Annotated in this window: 21 protein-coding genes and 2 pseudogenes; 15 read left to right on the top strand and 8 right to left on the bottom strand. The window is 62.4% G+C overall.

Annotation, left to right across the window (positions count from 1 at the left end; translation table 11 throughout):
• Window positions 1-163 precede the first annotated feature (163 nt).
• Both NKJ01_RS22850 and NKJ01_RS22845 read left to right on the top strand, forming a co-directional pair.
• Window positions 164-928: a TlyA family RNA methyltransferase gene (locus tag NKJ01_RS22850; protein ID WP_352731163.1), complete on the top strand. Its 765-nt coding sequence runs from the start codon at window positions 164-166 to the stop codon at window positions 926-928.
• The gene (locus NKJ01_RS22845) at window positions 925-2,166 is read left to right on the top strand and encodes a class I SAM-dependent RNA methyltransferase (RefSeq protein WP_352731162.1); all 1,242 of its coding nucleotides are present in this window, start codon (window positions 925-927) and stop codon (window positions 2,164-2,166) included. Before NKJ01_RS22850 ends, NKJ01_RS22845 begins: the two co-directional genes overlap by 4 nt.
• Window positions 2,167-2,362: 196 nt before the next feature.
• Here NKJ01_RS22845 and tldD read toward each other — a convergent pair whose 3' ends face one another.
• Window positions 2,363-3,775 carry a metalloprotease TldD gene (gene tldD / locus NKJ01_RS22840; protein ID WP_352731160.1) on the bottom strand — a complete coding sequence of 471 codons (1,413 nt, stop codon included), beginning with the start codon at window positions 3,773-3,775 and terminating at the stop codon, window positions 2,363-2,365.
• 197 nt (window positions 3,776-3,972) lie between these two features.
• Window positions 3,973-4,515 (bottom strand): invasion associated locus B family protein, encoded by a 543-nt coding sequence (locus tag NKJ01_RS22835; protein ID WP_352731159.1) that lies wholly within the window; start codon window positions 4,513-4,515, stop codon window positions 3,973-3,975.
• A gap of 376 nt (window positions 4,516-4,891) precedes the next feature.
• On the opposite strand from NKJ01_RS22835, the gene coxB reads away from it, so the two are divergent.
• From coxB to rnhA, 12 genes and pseudogenes are all read left to right on the top strand, one after another.
• Window positions 4,892-5,791, top strand: a complete 900-nt coding sequence (coxB, locus tag NKJ01_RS22830; protein WP_352731157.1) for a cytochrome c oxidase subunit II — start codon at window positions 4,892-4,894, stop codon at window positions 5,789-5,791.
• A 37-nt stretch (window positions 5,792-5,828) separates the two neighbouring features.
• Window positions 5,829-7,481: a cytochrome c oxidase subunit I gene (ctaD, locus tag NKJ01_RS22825; protein ID WP_023759128.1), complete on the top strand. Its 1,653-nt coding sequence runs from the start codon at window positions 5,829-5,831 to the stop codon at window positions 7,479-7,481.
• 78 nt (window positions 7,482-7,559) lie between these two features.
• Window positions 7,560-8,504 (top strand): heme o synthase, encoded by a 945-nt coding sequence (locus NKJ01_RS22820; RefSeq protein ID WP_352731156.1) that lies wholly within the window; start codon window positions 7,560-7,562, stop codon window positions 8,502-8,504.
• Complete coding sequence (locus NKJ01_RS22815; RefSeq protein WP_023759130.1) at window positions 8,501-8,668, top strand: cytochrome c oxidase system small membrane protein; 168 nt, start codon at window positions 8,501-8,503, stop codon at window positions 8,666-8,668. The genes NKJ01_RS22820 and NKJ01_RS22815 overlap by 4 nt, the downstream gene beginning before the upstream one ends.
• Window positions 8,668-9,300 (top strand): cytochrome c oxidase assembly protein, encoded by a 633-nt coding sequence (locus NKJ01_RS22810; RefSeq protein ID WP_352731155.1) that lies wholly within the window; start codon window positions 8,668-8,670, stop codon window positions 9,298-9,300. Before NKJ01_RS22815 ends, NKJ01_RS22810 begins: the two co-directional genes overlap by 1 nt.
• Window position 9,301: 1 nt before the next feature.
• Window positions 9,302-10,183 (top strand): cytochrome c oxidase subunit 3, encoded by an 882-nt coding sequence (locus tag NKJ01_RS22805; protein WP_023759132.1) that lies wholly within the window; start codon window positions 9,302-9,304, stop codon window positions 10,181-10,183.
• Window positions 10,184-10,329: 146 nt separating this feature from the next.
• Window positions 10,330-10,440: pseudogene (locus tag NKJ01_RS22800) on the top strand (L,D-transpeptidase family protein); the annotation flags it as partial.
• 21 nt (window positions 10,441-10,461) lie between these two features.
• A complete protein-coding gene (locus tag NKJ01_RS22795; RefSeq protein ID WP_023759134.1) occupies window positions 10,462-10,848 on the top strand; it encodes a DUF983 domain-containing protein in 387 nt (128 codons plus the stop codon).
• A complete protein-coding gene (locus NKJ01_RS22790) occupies window positions 10,845-11,600 on the top strand; it encodes an SURF1 family protein (protein ID WP_023759135.1) in 756 nt (251 codons plus the stop codon). Before NKJ01_RS22795 ends, NKJ01_RS22790 begins: the two co-directional genes overlap by 4 nt.
• A gap of 88 nt (window positions 11,601-11,688) precedes the next feature.
• Window positions 11,689-12,699 carry a 4-hydroxy-3-methylbut-2-enyl diphosphate reductase gene (ispH, locus tag NKJ01_RS22785; RefSeq protein ID WP_023759136.1) on the top strand — a complete coding sequence of 337 codons (1,011 nt, stop codon included), beginning with the start codon at window positions 11,689-11,691 and terminating at the stop codon, window positions 12,697-12,699.
• 5 nt (window positions 12,700-12,704) lie between these two features.
• Window positions 12,705-13,682 (top strand): homoserine kinase, encoded by a 978-nt coding sequence (locus tag NKJ01_RS22780; RefSeq protein ID WP_352731152.1) that lies wholly within the window; start codon window positions 12,705-12,707, stop codon window positions 13,680-13,682.
• Entirely contained in the window at window positions 13,679-14,209 is a 531-nt protein-coding gene (gene rnhA / locus NKJ01_RS22775; protein ID WP_352731150.1) for a ribonuclease HI, read from the top strand. Before NKJ01_RS22780 ends, rnhA begins: the two co-directional genes overlap by 4 nt.
• A gap of 51 nt (window positions 14,210-14,260) precedes the next feature.
• Here the strand turns inward: rnhA and NKJ01_RS22770 are convergent.
• From NKJ01_RS22770 to NKJ01_RS22760, 3 genes and pseudogenes are all read right to left on the bottom strand, one after another.
• A pseudogene (locus tag NKJ01_RS22770) lies at window positions 14,261-14,733 on the bottom strand (DUF2938 domain-containing protein).
• A 57-nt stretch (window positions 14,734-14,790) separates the two neighbouring features.
• On the bottom strand, window positions 14,791-15,267 hold the full coding sequence (locus NKJ01_RS22765; RefSeq protein ID WP_352731149.1) for a peroxiredoxin: 477 nt from the start codon (window positions 15,265-15,267) through the stop codon (window positions 14,791-14,793).
• Window positions 15,268-15,352: 85 nt separating this feature from the next.
• The gene (locus NKJ01_RS22760; RefSeq protein WP_352731147.1) at window positions 15,353-16,159 is read right to left on the bottom strand and encodes a protein-disulfide reductase DsbD domain-containing protein; all 807 of its coding nucleotides are present in this window, start codon (window positions 16,157-16,159) and stop codon (window positions 15,353-15,355) included.
• Window positions 16,160-16,328: 169 nt separating this feature from the next.
• Here NKJ01_RS22760 and NKJ01_RS22755 point away from each other — a divergent pair, with 169 nt between their 5' ends.
• Window positions 16,329-16,937: a YqgE/AlgH family protein gene (locus tag NKJ01_RS22755; protein WP_023759143.1), complete on the top strand. Its 609-nt coding sequence runs from the start codon at window positions 16,329-16,331 to the stop codon at window positions 16,935-16,937.
• Window positions 16,938-16,942: 5 nt separating this feature from the next.
• Here the strand turns inward: NKJ01_RS22755 and NKJ01_RS22750 are convergent, their stop codons facing one another.
• Genes NKJ01_RS22750 through NKJ01_RS22740 form a run of 3 tightly spaced genes read right to left on the bottom strand, consistent with a single transcriptional unit; the run spans window position 16,943 to window position 21,741 of the window.
• Complete coding sequence (locus tag NKJ01_RS22750; protein ID WP_352731146.1) at window positions 16,943-19,831, bottom strand: EAL domain-containing protein; 2,889 nt, start codon at window positions 19,829-19,831, stop codon at window positions 16,943-16,945.
• 5 nt (window positions 19,832-19,836) lie between these two features.
• Window positions 19,837-20,433, bottom strand: a complete 597-nt coding sequence (locus NKJ01_RS22745; RefSeq protein ID WP_023759145.1) for a GNAT family N-acetyltransferase — start codon at window positions 20,431-20,433, stop codon at window positions 19,837-19,839.
• Window positions 20,434-20,448: 15 nt separating this feature from the next.
• Window positions 20,449-21,741: a M16 family metallopeptidase gene (locus NKJ01_RS22740; protein WP_023759146.1), complete on the bottom strand. Its 1,293-nt coding sequence runs from the start codon at window positions 21,739-21,741 to the stop codon at window positions 20,449-20,451.
• Window positions 21,742-21,752 lie beyond the last annotated feature (11 nt).

Here is a 21,752-nt window from a genome sequence, read left to right as displayed (position 1 = left end):
AGACGAGAGTATTTCTGTCATGCCCATCTTCCTTGAAGTTGAGGCGCGTGATTGCCCAAGCACGAAGCGTCGCCGTTTGCAGATCATTGTCGGAGGCGACATGCTTCCCTTCAATGCCGGGCAGTGCCCTTGCCATCGTCGTCGGCTTTCGCCATGAAGGCCGATGAATTCGCCTCTGCCAGCCAGCACCCGCCAGCGGCTAGACGACCTGCTCGTCCAGCGCGGGCTGTTTGCCAGCCGCTCGCGTGCCCGCGACGCGGTCGAACGCGGCACGGTGACTGTCGACGGCGTCCTTGCCCGCAAGCCTGGTCAGAGCGTTTCGCCGCAATGTCTCATCGCCATCGACGACCCGGCGCAAGGCTATGTGTCGCGCGCGGCGCTCAAGCTGATCGGCGGGCTCGACCATTTCGGCCTCGATCCCGCCGGCTGTGAGGCACTCGACATCGGCGCCTCGACAGGCGGCTTTACCCAGGTCCTGCTGGAGCGCGGCGCTGCTCATGTCACCGCCATCGATGTCGGGCATGGTCAGGTGCACCCTGATGTCGGGGGAGACCCGCGTGTGACGGTGATCGAAGGCCTGAACGCCCGCGATCTCACCGCCGCCGATCTTGGCGGTCGTATACCGGATTTCATTGTCTCCGATGTCAGCTTCATCTCGCTGAAACTGGCGATGCCGCCGGCGCTTGGCCTTGCGAAGGCTGGCGCCAAGGCCATATTTCTGGTCAAGCCCCAATTCGAGGCTGGTCGCGAAGCGATCGGCAAGGGTGGTCTGTTGAAAGATCCCTACGACGCCTCCCGTGTCGCCGGCCTGTTGCAGGATTGGCTCGATGCCGTCCCCGGCTGGCGGGCGCTGGGGCTGCATTTGTCACCGATCGAGGGCGGCGACGGCAATCGCGAATTCTTGCTCGGTGGGATCAAGGATCGATGAGCGCGCGCTTCAGCATCAGGAAACTTGGCGCTCAGGGGGACGGCATCGCCGAGACCGAGACAGGCGATCTGTTCATCCCTTTCACATTGCCCGGCGAAACGGTCACCGCTTCGCGCGAAAGGGATCGCGCCATGCTGGTGGCGGTGCTGGAAGCCTCGCCGTTGCGCATCGATCCCGCCTGCCGCCATTTCACCGAATGCGGCGGCTGCGCCCTCCAGCATTTCGAAGCCGAAGCCTATCGCCAGTGGAAACGCGAAAAGGTGGTGCACGCCTTGAAGGGTAAAGCAATCGATTGCGAGATCGGTGAACTGGTCGCCTGCGCGCCGCACACGCGCCGCCGTGTGGTGCTTGCCGCCCGGCGCACGGACACAGGCATGCTGCTCGGCTTCCATCGCCATCTGTCGCCGGAGATCATCTCCATCGAGGAATGCCCGATCTCGCTGCCGGAGATCGTCGCCGCGCTCGATCGCTTGAAGGCACTCGCCGAATTGGTCTGTGCGACCACCAAATCGTTCCGCATGACCGTCACCGTGACCGGTTCAGGCCTCGATGTCGCCGTCTATGAATCAGGCAAACTGGGCGAGAACCAGCGTCGGGTCGCTTCCAATTTCGTCATGGCCCAGGGATTTGCGCGGCTTTCGATCGACGACGAGATCATCATAGAGCCAAAAAAGCCGACGGTCATGTTCGGCGGCGTTGCCGTCGCCATTCCGCCTGGCGCCTTCCTGCAGGCCACCGAGGCCGCCGAACAGGCGATGGCCGATATCGTCGGCGGCCATCTGAAGCGTGCCAAGAGGGTGGCGGATCTCTTTGCCGGTTGCGGCAGCTTTGCCTTGCGGCTGGCGACCAAATCCGAAGTCCACGCGGTGGAGGGTGATGCGGCAGCCCTTTCGGCGCTCGACCGGGGGTCACGCTTCGCCACCGGCCTGAAGCGGGTGACGGCTGAACGTCGCGACCTGTTCCGCCGGCCGCTGACGTTCAAGGAATTGAATGGCTTCGACGGCGTGGTGTTCGACCCGCCGCGGGCGGGCGCCGAAGACCAGTCGAAGCAGATCGCCCGCTCGGATGTGCCGTACGTCGCTGCCGTGTCCTGCAATCCGGTGACGCTGGCGCGGGATTTGCGCATCCTGCTCGACGGTGGCTACACCTTGAAAAGCGTGACGCCGATCGACCAGTTCCTGTGGTCGCCGCACGTCGAGGCGGTGGCGCTGCTGGAGAAGCCGAAACGGCGACGGTAGATCATTCGCTGGTTCGGCGACGCCTTGCTTCCGCGAGCACGCCCGTTTCCATTTCTCTCAATGTTTTCGGCTTGCCACTGCTGGGCAGCGACCGAACACATCCTCTGGCCGCGTTGAGGGAAAGACCGGAACAGGCCGTGTGACCTGACCGTCGGTTGAAGTGGTGGCAACGGACTTTTCTCCAGTGGCCACCGCATCAAACCCGCGTGCCGCCCACCGTCATCTGGTTCATGCGCAAATGCGGCTGGCCGACACCCACCGGCACGCCCTGTCCGGCCTTGCCGCACATGCCGATGCCGGTGTCGAGCTTCATGTCGTTGCCGATCATCGCAACGCGGTGCATAGCATCCGGTCCGTTGCCGATCAGCATGGCGCCCTTGATCGGCTGCGTCACCTTGCCGTTCTCGATCATGTAAGCCTCGGTGCAGCCGAAGACGAATTTGCCCGAGGTGATGTCGACCTGGCCGCCGCCGAAGGAGACGGCATAGATGCCGTTCTTCACCGAGGCGATGATTTCGTCCGGCTCCATGTCGCCTGCCGTCATGTAGGTGTTGGTCATGCGCGGCATCGGCTGGTGGGCATAGCCTTCACGCCGGCCGTTGCCGGTCGCCTTCATGCCCATCAGCCGGGCGTTCTGGCGATCCTGCATGTAGCCGACCAGTTTGCCGTCGTCGATCAGCACATTGCGGGCCGAAGGCGTGCCTTCGTCATCGACAGTGAGCGAGCCGCGCCGCTCGGGCATGGTGCCGTCGTCAACGACGGTCACTCCCTTGGCGGCGACCTGCTGGCCCAGCAGGCCGGCGAAGGCCGAAGTCTTCTTGCGGTTGAAGTCGCCTTCCAGCCCATGGCCGACAGCCTCGTGCAGCATGACGCCCGGCCAGCCGCTCGACAGCACGATGTCGAAGGTGCCGGCCGGCGCCGGTATCGCCTCGAGATTGACCAGCGCTTGCCGGAGCGCCTCCCTGGCGGCGTGCTTCCAGCTGTCTTCGACCAGGAATTCGCCAAAGGCCTTGCGGCCACCCATGCCGTAGGAGCCGCTCTCCTGGCGGTCGCCATTGCCGACCACGACAGAGACGTTGATGCGGACCAGCGGGCGGATATCGCGCACCACCTGGCCGTCGGCGCGCACGATCTCGACATGTTGCCAGGAGGCGGCAAGCGAGGCCGAAACCTGGCGCACGCGCGGATCCTCGGCGCGCAGCCACGCGTCGATCTCCTGCAGCAGCTTTGCCTTGGCCTCGAAGGAAGGCGAGGGGATAGGGTTCTCCTCGCCATAGAGATGGCGGTTGGTGCGGGCGGGTGCGGCGGCAAGCGTGCCGGAATGGCCGCCCTTGACGGTTGAAACGGCGTCGGCCGCGCGCAGCAGCGAGGCCTCGGAAAGATCGCTGGAATGCGCGTAACCGCTGGCTTCGCCGGCGACGGCACGCAGACCAAACCCCTGGTCGGTGTTGAAATTGGCGGTCTTCAGCCGGCCATTGTCGAACATCAGCGCTTCGCTCTCGCTGTATTCGAGAAACAGCTCGCCGTCGTCGGCGCCGTTGATGGTCTCAGCGACGATCTGCTTGATGCGATCGTCTGAAATGTCGAATTGGCCGATCAGGCTGTTCATGGCGCGTCCGTTCACAGGAGGAATGGGTCTTTGCCCCGATGTAGGCGCGAAGGCGCGTCGAGACAATCGTCCCGTCGCATTGCGAAGACAAATGCGCTCGCCGACAGGTCGGTCGACGTCACTTTTGGTGGATGAAGTCCTTGAGGTCGCTGGCCATCGAATTCCAGTTAGAAAGGTTTCCAGCAAGCACCAGCCTGTCAGGGCAGGGCGGCAAAACCGTCGGCGAACCCCTTGAGATCGACCGGGATGCCGATGCCTTCTTCCGGAGTCTGGAAAACGATGAAGGTGGCCGACGTGCCGGTCTTCAGCGTGTCGAGCAGCGGCTTTTCGAGAATGACCTCGGCATAGCAGCCGTCCTGGAAGCAGCGTACGAAATAGGCGCGGCCGATATCCTTGCCGTCGACATTGAGGCCGAGCCCGTTGGGCAAGAGCACGCCGAGCGGCGCCAGCACGCGCAGGATCTCCGCCTTGTTGTCGGCGGTGCGTAGCACGACGACCGACAGCCCCATCTCCGGACGATCCTCGGCGACGACGTTCTGCATCATCACGCATTGTTCCGAAGTGGCGCCGGCTGGGGTGTCGCAGATGATCGACCATGCGCCATGCGTCGAGCGCACCGTGCCGCTCGGTTGCGCGGCGTTGGCCGTGCCGGACAAGCCGATACCAGACAGGGCGGCGAGAAAGATGACCTTCGCCCAGTTTCTCGAAAACCGAGAGTTTCTCGAAAGCCTAGGGGTCATGACGGCTCCATTGCGAATCACGGCACTTTAAGCCGCGCCAAAGCCAAGTAAAGGACGGGACCGCACCCGGTCTGCCCCGAAAAGGCCAATGCGGCGCTTTTCCCTGCCAATTTCGCCCGAATTGCGACGCCCGACACGAGCGGTCCGCAGGAATGCTACCGTTGGCCCAACATAGGCGATTCGGCGCCGCCGCCGCCGCCGTCAAAGGCGCATCCGGTCTCGCGCGCAAAAATGCCGCACGGTTTCGCCCGCTCCTTTCTTGCAGAGGGAAAAAGAGTATGGTTTGAACCAGCTTGAGACTGTCGGGATTCCCGTCCCGGCATTGTTCGTTATTCTCGTGGATACCGCCGCGAGAAACTGGGAGACGATGAGGGCGATGAGAAATTTCCTGGCAAGCGCCAAGTTTCTAGCAGGTGCCAAGCTTCTAAGTGCTTGTGCCGCTATCACGTTTTTCGCCGGCACATCCGCCCGTGCCGACCAGCCCAAGGACTGGGAGACAACCTTTCAGACACCTGCGACGGACATGATGCGGCAGATCGAGTGGTTCGGAAACTACACGATGTGGTTCATCGTCCCGATCACCATCCTGGTGCTGCTTCTCCTCGCCTATTGCATCGTGAGATTCCGCGCCAGTGCGAACCCGGTCCCATCCAAGACCAGCCACAACACGCTGATCGAGGTGATCTGGACTGTCGGCCCGGTCGTCATCCTGCTTTGCCTCGCCATTCCCTCGTTCCAGCTGCTGACCGCGCAATATACGCCGCCGGAAGAAGCAAAGCTGACCGTCAAGGCGACCGGCAACCAGTGGAACTGGGACTACGAGTACCAGACCGAGAATACGCTCTCCTTCAACTCCGCGATCCTCCAGGACGGTGATCGGGCCGGCGCCGGCAAGGAGGACCGCAAGGAATATCCGCGCCTGCTGGCCGTCGACAATGAACTGGTGGTGCCGGTCAACACCATGACCCGCGTGCTTGTCACCGCGACCGACGTCATCCACTCCTTTGCCATGCCGTCGTTCGGCATCAAGATCGACGCCATTCCGGGCCGCACCAACGAGACCTGGTTCAAGGCGGAGAAGGAAGGCCTCTATTACGGCCAATGCTCGCAGCTCTGCGGCAAGGACCATGCCTTCATGCCGATCGCAATCCGCGTCGTCTCGGATGCGCAGTTCAAGACCTGGCTGGCGGCAGCCAAGACCGATCTGCCCGGCGCCAACAAGACGCTGATGGCGCAGGTCGACGGCCGAAACAAGGTAGCAGCCGCCGGCAACTGATGCCGCGGCCAGAAAAGATCAGGGAACGGAGCGGAACATGGCAGACGCTGCAGCTCACGACGGGCACGATCACAAGCCTTATCACGGCTGGGTGCGCTGGGTTTATTCGACCAACCACAAGGACATCGGTACGCTCTACCTGATCTTCGCGATCATGGCCGGCATCATCGGCGGTGCCTTGTCTGTCGCCATCCGCATGGAGTTGCAGGAGCCGGGCATCCAGATATTCAGCGGCCTGGCGCAGATGGTCTACGGCATGAACGGTGACGCCGCGATCGACGGCGGCAAGAGCATGTACAATGCCTTCGCCACCGCGCACGCGCTGATCATGATCTTCTTCATGGTCATGCCGGCACTGATCGGCGGTTTTGCCAACTGGATGGTGCCGATCATGATCGGCGCGCCAGACATGGCGTTCCCGCGCATGAACAACATCTCCTTCTGGCTGCTGCCGCCTGCTTTCATCCTGCTGCTCACCTCGATGTTCGTGCCGAGTGCGCCGGGTGCCTTCGGCGTCGGTGGCGGCTGGACGCTCTATCCGCCGCTGTCGACCTCGGGTCAGCCCGGACCCGCCATGGATCTGGCGATTCTGTCGATCCACATCGCCGGTGCGTCGTCGATCCTTGGCGCCATCAACTTCATCACCACCATCTTCAACATGCGCGCGCCCGGCATGACGCTGCACAAGATGCCGCTGTTTGCCTGGTCGGTGCTGATCACCGCCTTCCTGCTGCTGCTCTCGTTGCCGGTTCTGGCCGGCGGCATCACCATGCTGCTCACCGACCGCAATTTCGGCACGACCTTCTTTGCTCCCGATGGCGGCGGCGACCCAATTCTGTTCCAGCACCTTTTCTGGTTCTTCGGTCACCCGGAAGTCTACATCCTGATCCTGCCGGGCTTCGGCATCATCAGCCACGTCATCTCGACCTTTTCGAAGAAGCCGGTGTTCGGTTATCTCGGCATGGCCTACGCCATGGTGGCGATCGGCGCCGTCGGCTTCATCGTCTGGGCGCACCACATGTACACGACCGGCCTGTCGCTCGACACGCAGCGTTATTTCGTCTTCGCCACCATGGTCATCGCGGTGCCGACGGGCGTGAAGATCTTCTCCTGGATCGCGACGATGTGGGGTGGGTCGATCTCGTTCAAGACGCCGATGCTGTGGGCGCTGGGCTTCATCTTCCTGTTCACCATCGGTGGCGTTACCGGCGTCCAACTGGCCAATGCCGGCCTCGACCGCTCGCTGCATGACACCTATTTCGTCATTGCCCACTTCCACTATGTGCTGTCGCTCGGCGCGGTGTTCGCCATCTTCGCCGGTTGGTACTACTGGTTCCCGAAGATGACCGGCTACATGTACTCGCCGGTGATCGCCAACACCCACTTCTGGGTCACCTTCGTCGGCGTCAACCTGATCTTCTTCCCGCAGCATTTCCTCGGCCTCGCCGGCATGCCGCGCCGCACCATCGACTATCCGGACGCGTTTGCCGGCTGGAACTACGTATCGTCCATCGGCTCCTATATATCGGCCGTCGGCGTCCTGATCTTCCTCTATTGCGTGTTCGAAGCTTTCCAGAAGAAGCGGATCGCCGGCGCCAATCCGTGGGGCGAGGGTGCAACGACTCTCGAATGGCAGCTGCCTTCGCCGCCGCCTTTTCACCAGTGGGAACAGCTGCCGAAGATCAAGTAAGGCGGCTGCCCCGCTCGAATACAAAACCGCCGGTCCGCCGGCGGTTTTGGCCAACGGAATAATGGACTTAAAGTACGCATGGCCCTTGTCGACGACCCATTGATTGACGAAGCGGGCTTTCGCATGTCGGAAGCAACAGCGGGCGATTTCTTCGCCCTGCTGAAGCCGCGCGTCATGTCGCTGGTGGTGTTCACCGCCTTTGTCGGCATGGTCGCGGCGCCCGTGACCGTCAATCCGCTGCTGGCTGTGATCGCCATCCTGTCGATTGCCATTGGTGCTGGCGCCTCCGGGGCGCTGAATATGTGGTATGACGCCGACATCGATGCGGTGATGACCAGGACCGCCAGCCGTCCGGTTCCGTCCGGTCGCATCCAGGCGCATGAAGCGCTGAGCTTCGGTCTGGTGCTTTCGGTGCTGTCGGTGATGACACTCGGCGTGCTGGTTAACTGGCTTGCAGCGTCGCTGCTGGCCTTCACCATTTTCTTCTATGCCGTCGTCTACACGATGTGGCTGAAGCGCTGGACGCCGCAGAACATCGTCATTGGCGGGGCTGCCGGCGCCATTCCGCCGGTGATCGGCTGGGCCGCGGTGACCGGGACGGTCAGCCTGGAAAGCCTGATCCTGTTTCTGATCATCTTCCTGTGGACGCCGCCGCATTTCTGGGCGCTGGCGCTGTTCAAGTCCGAGGACTACGCCAAGGCCGGTATCCCGATGATGCCCAACGTCGCCGGACACGCTTCGACCCGTCGCCAGATCTTCGCTTACGCGCTGGTTCTGGCCCCCGTCGGTGTGCTGCCCTGGCTGCTTGGCTATACCACGCCGGTCTACGGCGTCGCCGCCGCGCTGCTTGGGCTGGGGTTTGTCTGGTACGCATGGAAAGTGCTTGCCATGGCCGACGACGACCGCATCATGAAACCGGCCAAGGCCTTGTTCGCCTATTCGCTGCTTTATCTCTTCGCCATCTTCGCTGCCTATCTGGCCGACAGCGTTGTCGAACGCGCGCTTGCCATGGGCGGAGCATGACCATGATCGAAGAAAAGCTCGAACTGGTCACGCTGACCGAGCGGCAGAGGAAAGCCAGACGCAACCGTTCGGTCGCCATCGGTGTAGCGCTGGCTGTACTGGTCGTCATTTTCTACATCGCGACGATCGTGAAGTTCGGCCACAATCTATCAGGCACGATGTGATGAGCGTCGAGACGCCCAAAAGACCGGCCGGGAAGAACGGCAACCTCGTTGTCGCGGCCGTCTGCCTTGCCTTCTTCACCGGCATGATCGGCATGGCCTATGCCGCGGTGCCGCTCTATAAGATGTTCTGCCAGGCGACGGGCTATGGCGGCACGACGCAGCGCGCCGAAAAGCAGTATGCCGGCCGCGTGCTCGACCGGGAGATCACCGTCCGTTTCGATGCCAACATCGCCGGCGTGCCGTGGGACTTCCAGCCGGTCCAGCGCGCGATGACGATGAAGATCGGCGAGACGGTGCAGGCGCACTACAAGGCAACCAACAAGTTCGATCGCTCCGTGACTGGCCGCGCCACCTTCAATGTGCAGCCGGAACTGGCAGGCCCCTACTTCAACAAGGTCGAGTGCTTCTGCTTCACCGACACGACGTTGAAGCCCGGCGAGACCCTGGACATGCCGGTCCTGTTCTACGTGGATCCTGACATCGTCAACGTGCCGGAACTGAAGGACGTAAAGACGATCACTCTGTCCTATACGATGTTTCCGGTCGAGAAGAACAAGCCGGTTGCGTCGTCGGAGCCGGTTCAAGGCAAGAGCAAAACAATTTCGAATACCGAAGCAAATCTCGGGGGTTGATATGGCAGACGCGCACGCAAAACCACAGCATGACTATCATCTCGTCGACCCGAGCCCGTGGCCCTTCCTGGGATCGGTAGGAGCGCTCGTCACCGCCTTTGGCGGCGTCTGCCTGATGCAATATCTGAAGGGCGGCAGCTTCCCGATTTTCGGCCTCAACATCGCCAATCCGTGGCTGTTCTTCATCGGCATCGTGATCGTCCTCTACACCATGTTCGCCTGGTGGTCGGACACGATCAAGGAAGCGCACGAGGGCCATCACACGCGTGTCGTGTCGCTCCATCTGCGCTACGGCATGATCATGTTCATCGCCTCGGAGGTGATGTTCTTCGTTGCCTGGTTCTGGGCCTATTTCGACGCCAGCCTTTTCGCCGGCGAGGTGCAGAATTACGCGCGCCATACTTTCACCGGTGGCGTCTGGCCGCCGAAGGGAATGGAGGTTCTCGATCCCTTCCATTTGCCGCTCTACAACACCGTCATCCTGCTCCTGTCAGGCACTACGGTTACCTGGGCGCACCACTCGCTCATTCACGGCGATCGCAAGGGACTGATCAACGGTCTGGTGCTGACTGTCGGGCTCGGCATGCTGTTCACCATGGTGCAGGCGTATGAGTACATGCACGCTCCATTCGCCTTCAAGGATTCCATCTACGGCGCCACCTTCTTCATGGCGACCGGCTTCCACGGCTTCCATGTCATCATCGGCACCATCTTCTTGGCGGTCTGCCTGATCCGGGCGATAAAGGGTGATTTCACGCCCAAGCAGCATTTCGGCTTCGAGGCCGCAGCCTGGTATTGGCATTTCGTCGACGTGGTCTGGCTGTTCCTGTTCGCATCGATCTACGTCTGGGGATCGGTCGGCGCGGTGGTCGAAGCCCACTGATTCCCGATTGAGGGTTCGATTTCAAGAAGGCGGCCGCGGCGACGTGGCCGCCTTCTTCTTTTCGGCGCAATGATCGCCGATCGATGGACCATGCGGCCGACAATTCCCTGTGCCATTTGCGCATTCGTGATCATGATGTTGCCGAGCTGCTTCAATTGGTCGACTGGACCGACGGCTGCATTGCGGTTACGGATTCCGACATGAATGAAATCTGGGCAATGGTGGCCGATAGGACACCGATCGAGATCGAGCGGTAAGCAATGAGCGACGACGCTTCCATGGGCGAAGATAGGGCGATCTGGCCCCCGATCGACCCGATTTCGGCCGGCCTGCATGGCCGCTGTCCACGCTGCGGCGAAGGGCGGCTCTTCTCCGGTTTCCTCACCGTCGGCAAGCGCTGCGTCAATTGCGGCCTCGACTATTCCTACGCCGATGCCGGCGATGGGCCGGCGGTCTTCGTCATCCTGATCATCGGTTTCATCATTGTCGGGCTGGCGCTCTGGGTTGAAGTCACGCTGAGCCCGCCGCTCTGGCTGCATCTGCTGGTCTGGATTCCGCTGGCGGTCGTGCTGTGCCTGACGGCGCTGCGGCTGATCAAAGGCGTGCTGCTCACGCTGCAATACCGCAACAAGGCGGCCGAGGGCCGGCTGGATCGCGGCGAATGAGCGAGGCGTTCGTCAAAGCCAGCGGCCGCTCGCGGCCGGGATCGGCATTGCTGCTTGGCCTTGGCCTGGTGCTGTTGCTGATCTTGCTGGCGCTCGGCACCTGGCAGGTCCAGCGCCTGCACTGGAAGGAAGATCTTCTCCAGACCATCGACCAACGCACCCATTCAGAACCGCGGCCGCTGGCCGAAATCGAGAAAGAATTCGCCGCCACCGGCGACGTCGACTACACGCCGATCACCGTCACCGGCACGTTCCTGCATCAAGGCGAACGGCATTTCTACGCAACCTGGGACGGCGAAGCCGGCTTCAACGTCTATACGCCGCTTGCCCTGGACGATGGCCGCTTTGTCCTGATCAATCGCGGTTTCGTGCCCTACGATCTCAAGGATGCCGCCAAGCGCGCCAAGGGACAGGTGACGGGCAGGGTGACGATCACGGGACTTGCCCGCAACCCGCTGCCGGCAAAGCCGTCGATGATGCTTCCCGACAATGATGCGGCGAAGAACATCTTCTACTGGAAGGATCGTGACGCGATGGCGGCGAGCGCCGGGCTGCCGGCGGGCGCCGCGCTGGTGCCGATCTTCATCGACGCCGACAAGACGCCTAATCCAGGCGGCTTGCCGGTGGGCGGCGTCACCATCATCGACCTGCCGAACAGCCATCTGCAATATGCGATGACCTGGTATGGCCTTGCCGCGGCGCTCGCTGCCGTGCTCATCCTGCGGCTTCGCCGTCCCGCGAAAGAGGAATGAACGCCACCGACGCCCGCCTCTCTACCGATGCCCTTGACAGGGCAGGGGTAGGCACCTCATTTCGGCTCTGATCAACCGGCCCGGATTCATGCTTCAGACAACGACCAAACCACCCCTGACGATCCGGCTCTGCCAGCCGCGCGGCTTTTGCGCCGGCGTCGACCGTGCCATCCAGATCGTCGTACTGGCGCTGAAGAAGTATGGCGCGCCGGTCTATGTCCGCCATGAGATCGTGCACAACCGTTACGTCGTCGAGGGTCTGCAAAGCCTTGGCGCGGTCTTCATCGAGGAACTCTCCGAAATCCCGGCCGAACACCGGCAATCGCCGGTCGTGTTCTCGGCGCATGGCGTGCCGAAGTCGGTGCCGGCCGATGCCCAGGCGCGCAATCTGTTCTATCTGGATGCCACCTGTCCGCTGGTGTCGAAGGTTCACAAGCAGGCGATGCGCCATCAGCGGCTCGGCCGCCATGTGCTCCTGATCGGCCATGCCGGACATCCCGAGGTGATCGGCACCATGGGCCAGTTGCCCGACGGGGCGGTGACGCTGATCGAGACCGAAGCCGACGCCGCAAAGCTCGCGCCTGCCGACCCGCAGGCGCTCGGTTTCGTCACCCAGACCACGCTGTCGGTCGAGGACACCGCCGGCATCATCCGGGCCTTGCAGGATCGCTTTCCGGCCCTGCAGGCTCCGGCGGCGGAATCGATCTGCTATGCCACCACCAACCGCCAGGAAGCGGTCAAGGAGACCGCTGCCGGCGCCGATCTCTATTTGATCGTCGGCGCGCCCAATTCCTCCAATTCGCGGCGCCTTGTCGAAGTGGCGGAACGTGCCGGCGCCTCGATGTCGCTTCTCGTGCAGCGCGCCGCCGAGATTCCGTGGAATGACATCGCCAACATTTCGACGCTCGGCCTGTCGGCTGGCGCGTCGGCGCCCGAAATCATCGTCGACGAGATCATCGACGCGTTCCGGCAACGCTTCGATGTCACGATCGACCTGGCCATCACGGCCACGGAGACAGAGGATTTTCCGGTCATGCGGGTGCTGCGCGATGTCGAACTGACGCGGGCCGACATGGCCTTCGTCAATGGAGCCGCGTAAGGCAGATGGCGGTCTACACCGACGTTGCGGAAGGCGAACTCGGCGCGTTCCTGAAGCACTATCCGGTCGGCGATCTCCTGTCCTACAAAGGTATCGCCGAAGGTACCGAAAACTCCAACTTCCTCCTGCACACCTCCAGCGGCTCCTACATCCTGACGCTTTACGAAAAGCGGGTCGAGAAGGCGGACCTGCCGTTTTTCCTCGGCCTGATGGGCCATCTCGCAAAAAAAGGCGTTTCCTGCCCGCTGCCGGTGACTGCGGATGACGGCAGCGTCATCGGCACGCTCGCAGGCCGGCCGGCGGTTATCATCACCTTCCTCGAAGGGCTTTCGCTGCGGCGGCCGACATCGGCGCATTGCGCCGAGGTCGGCAAGGCGTTGGCGCAGTTGCATCTGGCTGGTGCCGATTTTACGATGACCCGTCCGAATGCACTGGCCATCGACGGCTGGCGCAAGCTCTGGAACGCATCCCGTGACCGCGCCGATGAAGTCGAGCCAGGCCTTGCGGCCGAGGTCGATGCCGACTTCGCCGATTTCGAGCGAAATTGGCCGAAAGATCTGCCGCAAGGCATCATCCATGCCGATCTTTTCCCGGACAACGTTTTCTTCCTCGGCGAAAAGCTCTCCGGCCTGATCGATTTCTATTTCGCCTGCAACGACCTCTATGCCTATGACGTCGCCACCTGCCTCAATGCCTGGTGCTTCGAGAAGGATTTTTCCTTCAACCTCACCAAGGGCAGGGCGTTGCTTGCGGGCTATCAGAGCGTGCGTCCCTTGAGCGACCAGGAAAAGCTGGCTCTGCCGTTGCTGGCGCGCGGTTCGGCGCTGCGCTTCATGCTGACCCGGCTGTACGACTGGCTAACCGTGCCCGATGGCGGGCTGGTGATGAAGCGCGATCCGACCGAGTATATCCGCAGGATGCGGTTTCATCGGGCGATCAGATCTCCTTCGGAATATGGATTGGCCGAATATGGGGTATCATGAGCAAACAGGTTGAAATTTTCACCGACGGCGCCTGTTCGGGCAACCCCGGCCCCGGCGGCTGGGGCGCGATCCTTCGCTTCAACGGCACCACCAAGGAGCTTTCCGGCGGCGAGGCCGAGACGACCAACAACCGCATGGAACTTCTCGCTGCCATCTCGGCGCTGAACGCGCTGAAGGAACCTTGCGCGGTCGAGCTTCACACCGACAGCAAATATGTCATGGATGGCATCTCCAAGTGGATCCACGGCTGGAAAAAGAACGGCTGGAAGACCGCCGACAAGAAGCCTGTGAAGAACGGTGAGCTCTGGCACGCGCTCGATGAAGCCAACCGGCGCCACAAGGTCACCTGGAACTGGGTCAGGGGCCATGCCGGCCATATCGAAAACGAGCGTGCCGACGAACTCGCGCGCGAAGGCATGGCGCCATTCAAGAAAAGTCCGTTCAAGCCTGTAGCGGCGCCAGACCCGGCTGCGCAGGCAAAACAGCCGGCTGTCGCAAAGGTGCGGCGCTCAACCCAGAGCTATTGAATTCAGGGAGCGGGGCGGCAGTTCACCGTTTCCGTGAAACGGTGAACTGCTCTATCGTATCAGCAGTGCTGTGCCCCAAAGCCCGAGCGCGAACACCGTGTGCGATACCAAATTGAGGGCACGGATTCGCATCGGATTGGCTTCGATGCGGCCCAGCCAGCGCCCATGCCGGGCGCCAGCAGGAACCAGCCGGCACCGACGGTGACGATGCCGAGGATGAAGGCCGGCAGGAATGTCGGCGTTGCAAGCCAGCCCGCTCCGGCCACCATCACCAGGATGACGCCGTAGACGATGCCGACAAGATAATGAAAGGCCCAGCCCAGCGTCTGTTCATGCGCGTAGGGCGCTGCATTGCCGATATCGTCGTGGAAGACCTTGTCACGGAGGTGCCAGACCCATCGCCCGGCCGGCCCCCAGTTCGGCCGTGGCTGGCCGAACGCCTTGTGCAGGAAGACGGCCCAGAGATCCATCAGCACGGTGGCGCCGATGCCGATCGCGATGGCACGCCAGAAGATGTCAAACATCGCTAGGGTCCCCCAGTGGCAGTCCCTGGAATACAAGCGCGATCGCCGCCCTGAAGTTCAGAGCTGCCCCAGAATATGAGCCGCGCCGGACTCGTCGACACCGGGCTTGGTCTCGACATTAAGAGCGGTAACCTTGCCGTCGTCGACGATCATTGAGAAGCGCCTTGAGCGCAGCCCCATGTCGTTGCTGATGTAGTCGAGGCCGGTCGCCTTGGCAAAATCGCCACTGCCGTCGGCGAGGAACAGGATTTTGCCCTCACCGCCAGTGAAGTGCGCCCAGGCACCCATGACGTGGACGTCGTTGACCGAAACGACGGCGATTGTGTCGACGCCGCGCACCAGGATGGCGTCATGGTTCTCGAGATAGCCGGGCAAATGGTTGTTGCTGCAGGTCGGCGTGAAGGCGCCGGGAACCCCAAACAGCACGACCTTCTTGCCGGAGAAGATCTCGGCCCCGGTGATCGACTTCGCGCCATCGGCGGTCATCGTCTTGAAGGTCACGTCGGGCAGCTTGTCGCCAACGGAAATGGTCATGAATTCCTCGCTTGGGAAAATCGGGAAGGACGGGTCTTTGCGTAGCGAACTCAACGGCGTCCCGCAACCGTTTGGAGACGCTGGATCAAGGGAAAGGCAGAAGCCCTTCGACCGCACCCACCGAACTCGTCAGCGTGTAGTGAAGCCCACCATCCGTGGGCGTCGCCGACGGGCGATCGAGGATCGGCACTGTGAAAATCAGCTTGCCGTCCTTTTCGCTTCGGGCAGGGGCGCCGAACATGTAATCACGTTCGCCGGCAACGAAGAAATCCGCCGCATCCGGATCGCCGGGAAGACTCGCCTCGACAATCAGCGTTTCGTGGTCGCCCGGCAGGACCTTGATGCCGAAATCGGACCTTGCGGGCGCCGGCAATCCCGAAAAACTTGCCTTCACCAGCGCCGCGTCCTCGGCATTGTCCGGGTCGGAGGCAGGATCAACGATCAGCCGCGTCTGCACCGGTATGCAGATCGTTTCGCAAATACCGAGAAAGATGTCGGCATCGATCACCGCCGGCTGGTTCGGCGTGGCCAGTGTGAATGTCACTGGCAGGGAAACCGGACGGTTGTAGCCTGCCCATTTGCCATAGCCGTCGTCGTGGCGTTGGGGAGCAGGAAACGACAGAGCGGCGTCGGTGATGTTGGTGCTGGCTGAGATGTCGAGCTGCGGCGGCACGCCCGCGTCTCCCGGATCGCGCCAGTAGGTTTTCCAGCCGGGCTTGAGCGCTATGTCGAGAACGCCCTGGATGCGGCCGGCGTCGTCGGGTTGGCCTGATGTCACCAGCCTGACCTTGCCGCCTTCGCTGTTGTACCAGGCCGATGAAGAGGCGACGGCGGGAAGTGCGGTTGCCAATCCGATGGCGGCGCCGAGCAGCAGGATTTTCAAGCTTCGCATGGCGGTGATTTGATCGTCCGTTCGTGGCCGCGCAATGATTTCATAGTGTTGCCAGTATCATATTTGCGTGACCTCGAGGGGAGAATGCTCGGCCCCGCCGCATGGGCTTTGGTCGAATCCCGCACAGTGCATCTTTTCGGCGCTTTGGAAACGCGTTACGCTGCCGTTCATGGACTTGTTGCGCCACAAGAAGACGGTCGCGAGCCGCGGCTTTCTCGACGATCAGTTCCTGATTGCCATGCCCGGCATGAAGGACGACCGTTTCACGCGCTCGGTCGTCTATATCTGCGCGCACTCAGATGAAGGCGCCATGGGGCTGATCATCAACCAGACGCAGCAGATGTTGTTTCCGGATCTGCTCGTGCAACTGGGCATCATGAACGAACACGAGGCGATCCGCCTGCCGGCGCAAGCCCGTGACTTCGTCGTGCGCAATGGCGGGCCCGTGGATCGCAGTCGCGGCTTTGTCCTGCATTCGGGCGACTACCGGGTGGAATCCTCGCTGACCGTTTCGGACGACATCTGCCTGACCGCGACCGTCGATATATTGCGCGCCATATCGTCCGGGCGCGGTCCTCGTCACGCGCTGATGGCGCTCGGCTATTCCGGCTGGGGCGCCGGCCAGCTGGAGACCGAGATCGCCGAGAATGGCTGGCTGACTTGCCCGGCCAATGCCGAGCTTCTGTTCGACACCGACATCGAGCGCAAATACGACCGGATTCTCGCTGCTATCGGCATCGATCTCGCCCATCTCAGCCTCGCCGCCGGACACGCCTAAGCTTCTCACGCTTGCGTTAGCGGATACTGCTCCTTCAGCGTCTTCAGCACCTGGTCGCCTGGCATTGGCGCGCCGAACATGAAGCTCTGCACGTATTCGCAGCCCATCTGGCGCAATTCCAGCGCATCGCTGTCGTCCGAAATGCCCTCGGCGACGACAGACAGGCCGAGTTCATGCGCCATGTTGACCATCGATTTGAGCAGCACCGCGCGCTTGGGTGTCTTGTCGTCGACGAAGCTCTTGTCGATCTTGATGGTGTCGAAAGGGAAACGCGTCAGATAGGCCAATGAGGAATAGCCGGTACCGAAATCGTCCAGCGACAGGCCGATGCCGAGCTGCTTCAGCTTGGTCAGAACATGGGCCGTCTGCTCGGGATTGTCCATGACCAGCGATTCGGTGAGCTCGAGCCGGAAGCAGCGCGGCTTCAGGTTTGCGCGTGCGATAACGGAGCGGACGTCGCTGACCAGGTCGCGGCGGATCAACTGGCGGCTGGACAGGTTGACCGAGACCGACAGCGGCGCGTCGCCGATCTGCTTTTGCCAGCTGGCGAGGTCTTCCGCCGCCTGCTGCATGGCGAACAGGCCGAGCTGCACGATCAACCCGCAGCTCTCGGCGACCGGGATGAAATCCGCCGGTGGGATCATGCCGCGGCGCGGATGGTCCCAGCGCAGCAGGGCTTCGAAGCCGGCGACGCTGCCATCCTCCAGCCGCACGATCGGCTGGTAGGCGAGCGTGAACTCGCGCCGCTCGATGGCGCGGCGCAGGTCGGATTCGAACTGCAGCCGATCGGTGCCGACGGTGCGGAAGGCTGGCCGGAACGGCTCGATCCTGTCGCCGCCGAAGCGCTTGGCCTGATGCATGGCCAACTCGGCATCCTTGACCATGTCCTCGGCCGACATTTGCGGCGAGTTCCAGGTGATCAGTCCGATCGAGGCCGTCAGCACGATCTCGCGCTTGGCGAAGGTGATCGGATTGTTGATGGCATGCTTGATGGCGTCCGCGACGGCGGCGATGCGGGCGGGATCCTGTTCGGAAAGCAGCATCAGCGCGAACTGGTCGCCGGCAAAGCGCGACAGCGAATCCTTCGGCTTCAAGAGCCGGTGGAGGCGGCGCGCGATGGTCAAAAGGATGGTGTCGCCGGCAGAAATGCCGAGCCCGTCATTGACCTGCTTGAAACGGTCGATGTCGATGACGAACACGGTCGGGCGCACCTTCTCTTCGGTGCGGGCGATCGAGATGATGGCTTCCAGCCGGTTCATCAGCAATTCGCGGTTCGGCAGGCCGGTCAGATTGTCGTGCACGGCATCGTGCAGCAGCCTTTCCTCGGATTTCTTCTGCTCGGTGACGTCGACCATGGTGCCGACGCAGCGGATGACTTCGCCGTCCGACCCGATCACCGGACGCGCGCGCAGCGAAAACCAGTGATAATGGCCGTCGGCGCCGCGCAGCCGGAAGTTCTGTGACACCCGGCCGCGCCGGTGTTCGAGCACCACGTCGAGCGTCGTGCGGAACGTGTCGCGGTCGTCGGCATGCAGCACCGGCAGCCAGTTGCGTGCGGCACCACCGAGGCTGTTGGGCGCCAGGCCGAGCTGGATGCTGACATCGGGCTTGGTGACGACGCGGTCGCGCAGCACGTCCCAATCCCAAACCGTGTCGCCCGATCCGGCCACCGCCAGCGCCTGCCGTTCGAGATCGGAGAACAGGCCCTGATGCAGCGCGCCGCCGGCAAAGGCATGCTGCATGACGGTGAAGCCGATCAACAGGATGATCAGGATCAGCCCGCCGCCCAAGGCCGGCTGGGCGATATCGTTGTCGAGCATGCCGGTGATCGCCATCCACGATCCGCACAGCCACAACAGCACCATGACCCAACTGGGCACCAGCATGATGGCGCGGTCGTAGCCGCGTATGCCGAGGAAGATGATCAGGCCGAGCCCGGTCAGCGCGGTGGCGGCGAAGGACAGCCTGGCGATGCCGGCGGCGACCGCCGGGTCGACGATGGCGACGCCGGCGATCAGCACCAGTCCGAGGATCCAGACCAATGCACCGTAGCTGAAATGGCCGTGCCATCGGTTGAGGTTGAGGTAGGCGAACAGGAACACCACGAAAGTTCCCGCCAGCGCCACTTCCGTTCCGGCGCGCCACATCTGCTCGTTGCCGGGCGATATCTCGATGATCTTGTTGAGGAAGCCGAAATCGACGCAGATATAGGCCAGCACTGCCCAGGCAAGTGCCGCGGTCGCTGGGAACATCGAGGTTCCCTTGACCACGAACAGGATGGTCAGGAACAGCGCCAGCAGGCCTGCAATGCCGATGACGATGCCACGAAACAGCGTGTAGGAATTGACCGAGTCCTTGTAGGATTCCGGATCCCAGAGATAGACCTGCGGCAGCTTCGGCGAGGCCAGTTCGGCGATGAAGGTAATGACCGTGCCGGGGTTCAGCGTCACCCGGAACACGTCGGCGTCGGGGCTGGTCTGGCGGTCGAGCGCGAAGCCTTCGCTGGGCGTGATGGCGGCGATGCGGGTCGAGCCGAGATCCGGCCAGAAGATGCCGGAATTCACCAGGCGGAAATGCGGTGCGACGATCAGCCTGTCGAGCTGCTGGTCGGTGGTGTTGGCCAGCGCGAACACCGCCCAGTCGCCGGTCGAACGCGCGTCATTGGCCTCGACCTCGATGCGCCGCACGATGCCGTCCGGACCCGGAGCGGTCGACACCTGGAAATTCTCGCCCTGGTTCCGGTAGATCTCGACGGCACCGGAAAGGTCGAGCGCGACGTCGTCGCGGGCAATCTTGATCGGCTCGACTGCGAAGGCAGAGTTCGCCGCGCACAGCGTCAGCATTGTCGCGAGGACAAAGGCGAACAGCAGCCCGTTTCGCAGGAAATTCGTCAAAAAAATCAGTCCTTCGTTCCAACGCACGGCGGATCGTCTGCGATCCGGGCATAGAGGTAGTGGTCCTGCCAGATGCCGTTGATCCTGAGATAGGATCGCAGAAGTCCTTCGCGCCGGAATCCGGCTTTTTCAAGCACGCGGATCGACCTGATATTGTCGGGAATACAGGCCGCTTCGATCCGGTGCAACCTCAGCGTATCGAAGGCGAAGCGGGTCACCACCTTGACCGCGTCGGTCATCAGACCGCGGCCGCCAAAGCGTTCGCCGATCCAGTAGCCGACATGGCCGCTTTGCGAGACGCCATGGCGTATGTTGCCGAGCGTGATGCCGCCTGCCAGTTTGCCGCTGCTGCCTTCGAAGATGAAGAAGGCGATGGCCGTCCCCTGCGCATAGTCTTCGCGGTACCGGCTGATGCGAAGCCGCCACGCATTGCGGTCGAGTTCGTCGGGAGTCCAGCGCGGCTCCCAAGGTTCCAGGAAGGCGCGGCTTTCACCGCGCACCGCCGCCCACTCGCGGTAATCATTGGTGAATGGCACGCGCAGTGTGACGCGGTCGCCTTTCAGCGCCGGTAGGTCACGGCGGAAGAAAGGGAGCGCGAACATGGCGCTTTGAGGGGCTTAGACGGCGAGCTTGCGGGCCGTGGTCTGCGTGCCTGCGAGCGATTCGAGGATCGCCTCGTATGGCGCCAGTGTGCCCACGGGCCCGACAGCGGTAAGCGTCGGCTTGGTCGAGAACAATCGCGACGACAGATCGGTCAGCCGCTCGATCGTCAGCGCCGCCAGCCGTTCCATCAATTCCTCCTTGGCGATCGGCCGGCCAAACAGAAGCAGTTGCCGTGCGATCTGCGAAGCCCGGCTGGCCGGGCTTTCGGCGGACATGATCAGCCCGGCGCGATATTGCGCACGCGCACGGTCGAGTTCTTCCTGCAGGATGTTCTCGCCGGCCTTCTGCAGTTCGTCGATGATGACAGGGACCAGTTCGGCGATATCGCTCTGGCCGGTGGCGGCATGGACGCCGAAGACGCCTGTGTCGGAAAAGCCCCAATGGAAGGCATAGACCGAATAGCACAGGCCGCGTTTTTCGCGGACCTCCTGGAACAGGCGCGACGACATGCCGCCGCCGAGGATCATCGACAGCACCTGCGAGGCATAGAAGTCGCGCACATGATAGGCGCGGCCTTCGAACCCAAGCACGATCTGCGCGTCCATCAGGTCGCGGTCCTCGCGGAAATCGCCGCCGATATATTGCGCATATTGCGGGATGGTGCTGTCGGCCTTGCTGCGGAAGCCGCCGAGCTGCTTTTCGACCTCGCGCACGAAATTGTCGTGCTTGATGTCGCCGGCAGCGACAATCACCATGCGCTCGGCGCCATATTGCCTTTCGATGAAATCGTGCAACTGCCTTGAGGTGAAGGATTTGACGGTTTCCGGCGTGCCCAGGATCGAGCGTCCGATCGTCTGGTGGCGAAACGCCGTCTCCGTGAAACGGTCGAAGACGATGTCGTCGGGCGTGTCGTGCGCGGCCCCGATCTCCTGCAGGATCACATGCTGCTCGCGTTCGAGTTCCTGTGGGTCGAACTCGGACTCCTGCAGGATGTCGGCAAGAATGTCGACGGCCAGCGGCACATCGTCGGAGAGCACCCTGGCATAGTAGGAGGTGGTTTCGACGCTGGTGGCGGCGTTGATCTCACCGCCGACGTCCTCGATCTCCGAGGCTATTTCGAAGGCGCTTCGCCTATTGGTACCCTTGAACGCCATGTGCTCGAGCAGATGGGCCATGCCATGCTCGTTGTCACGTTCATTGCGAGCACCCGACTTGACCCAGGCTCCAAGGGCAACCGATTCGATACTTTGAAGGGTTTCGGTGGCGACTGTCAGGCCGTTCGACAGACGGCTTACCTCAACACCCATATGGCTACTAC

Origin of the sequence: Mesorhizobium sp. M0276 (genome assembly GCF_040321755.1) — a bacterium.
Lineage (GTDB): Bacteria > Pseudomonadota > Alphaproteobacteria > Rhizobiales > Rhizobiaceae > Mesorhizobium.
Note: the sequence above shows the minus strand (reverse complement) of the source record. Positions and strands in the feature narration are given on the sequence as shown.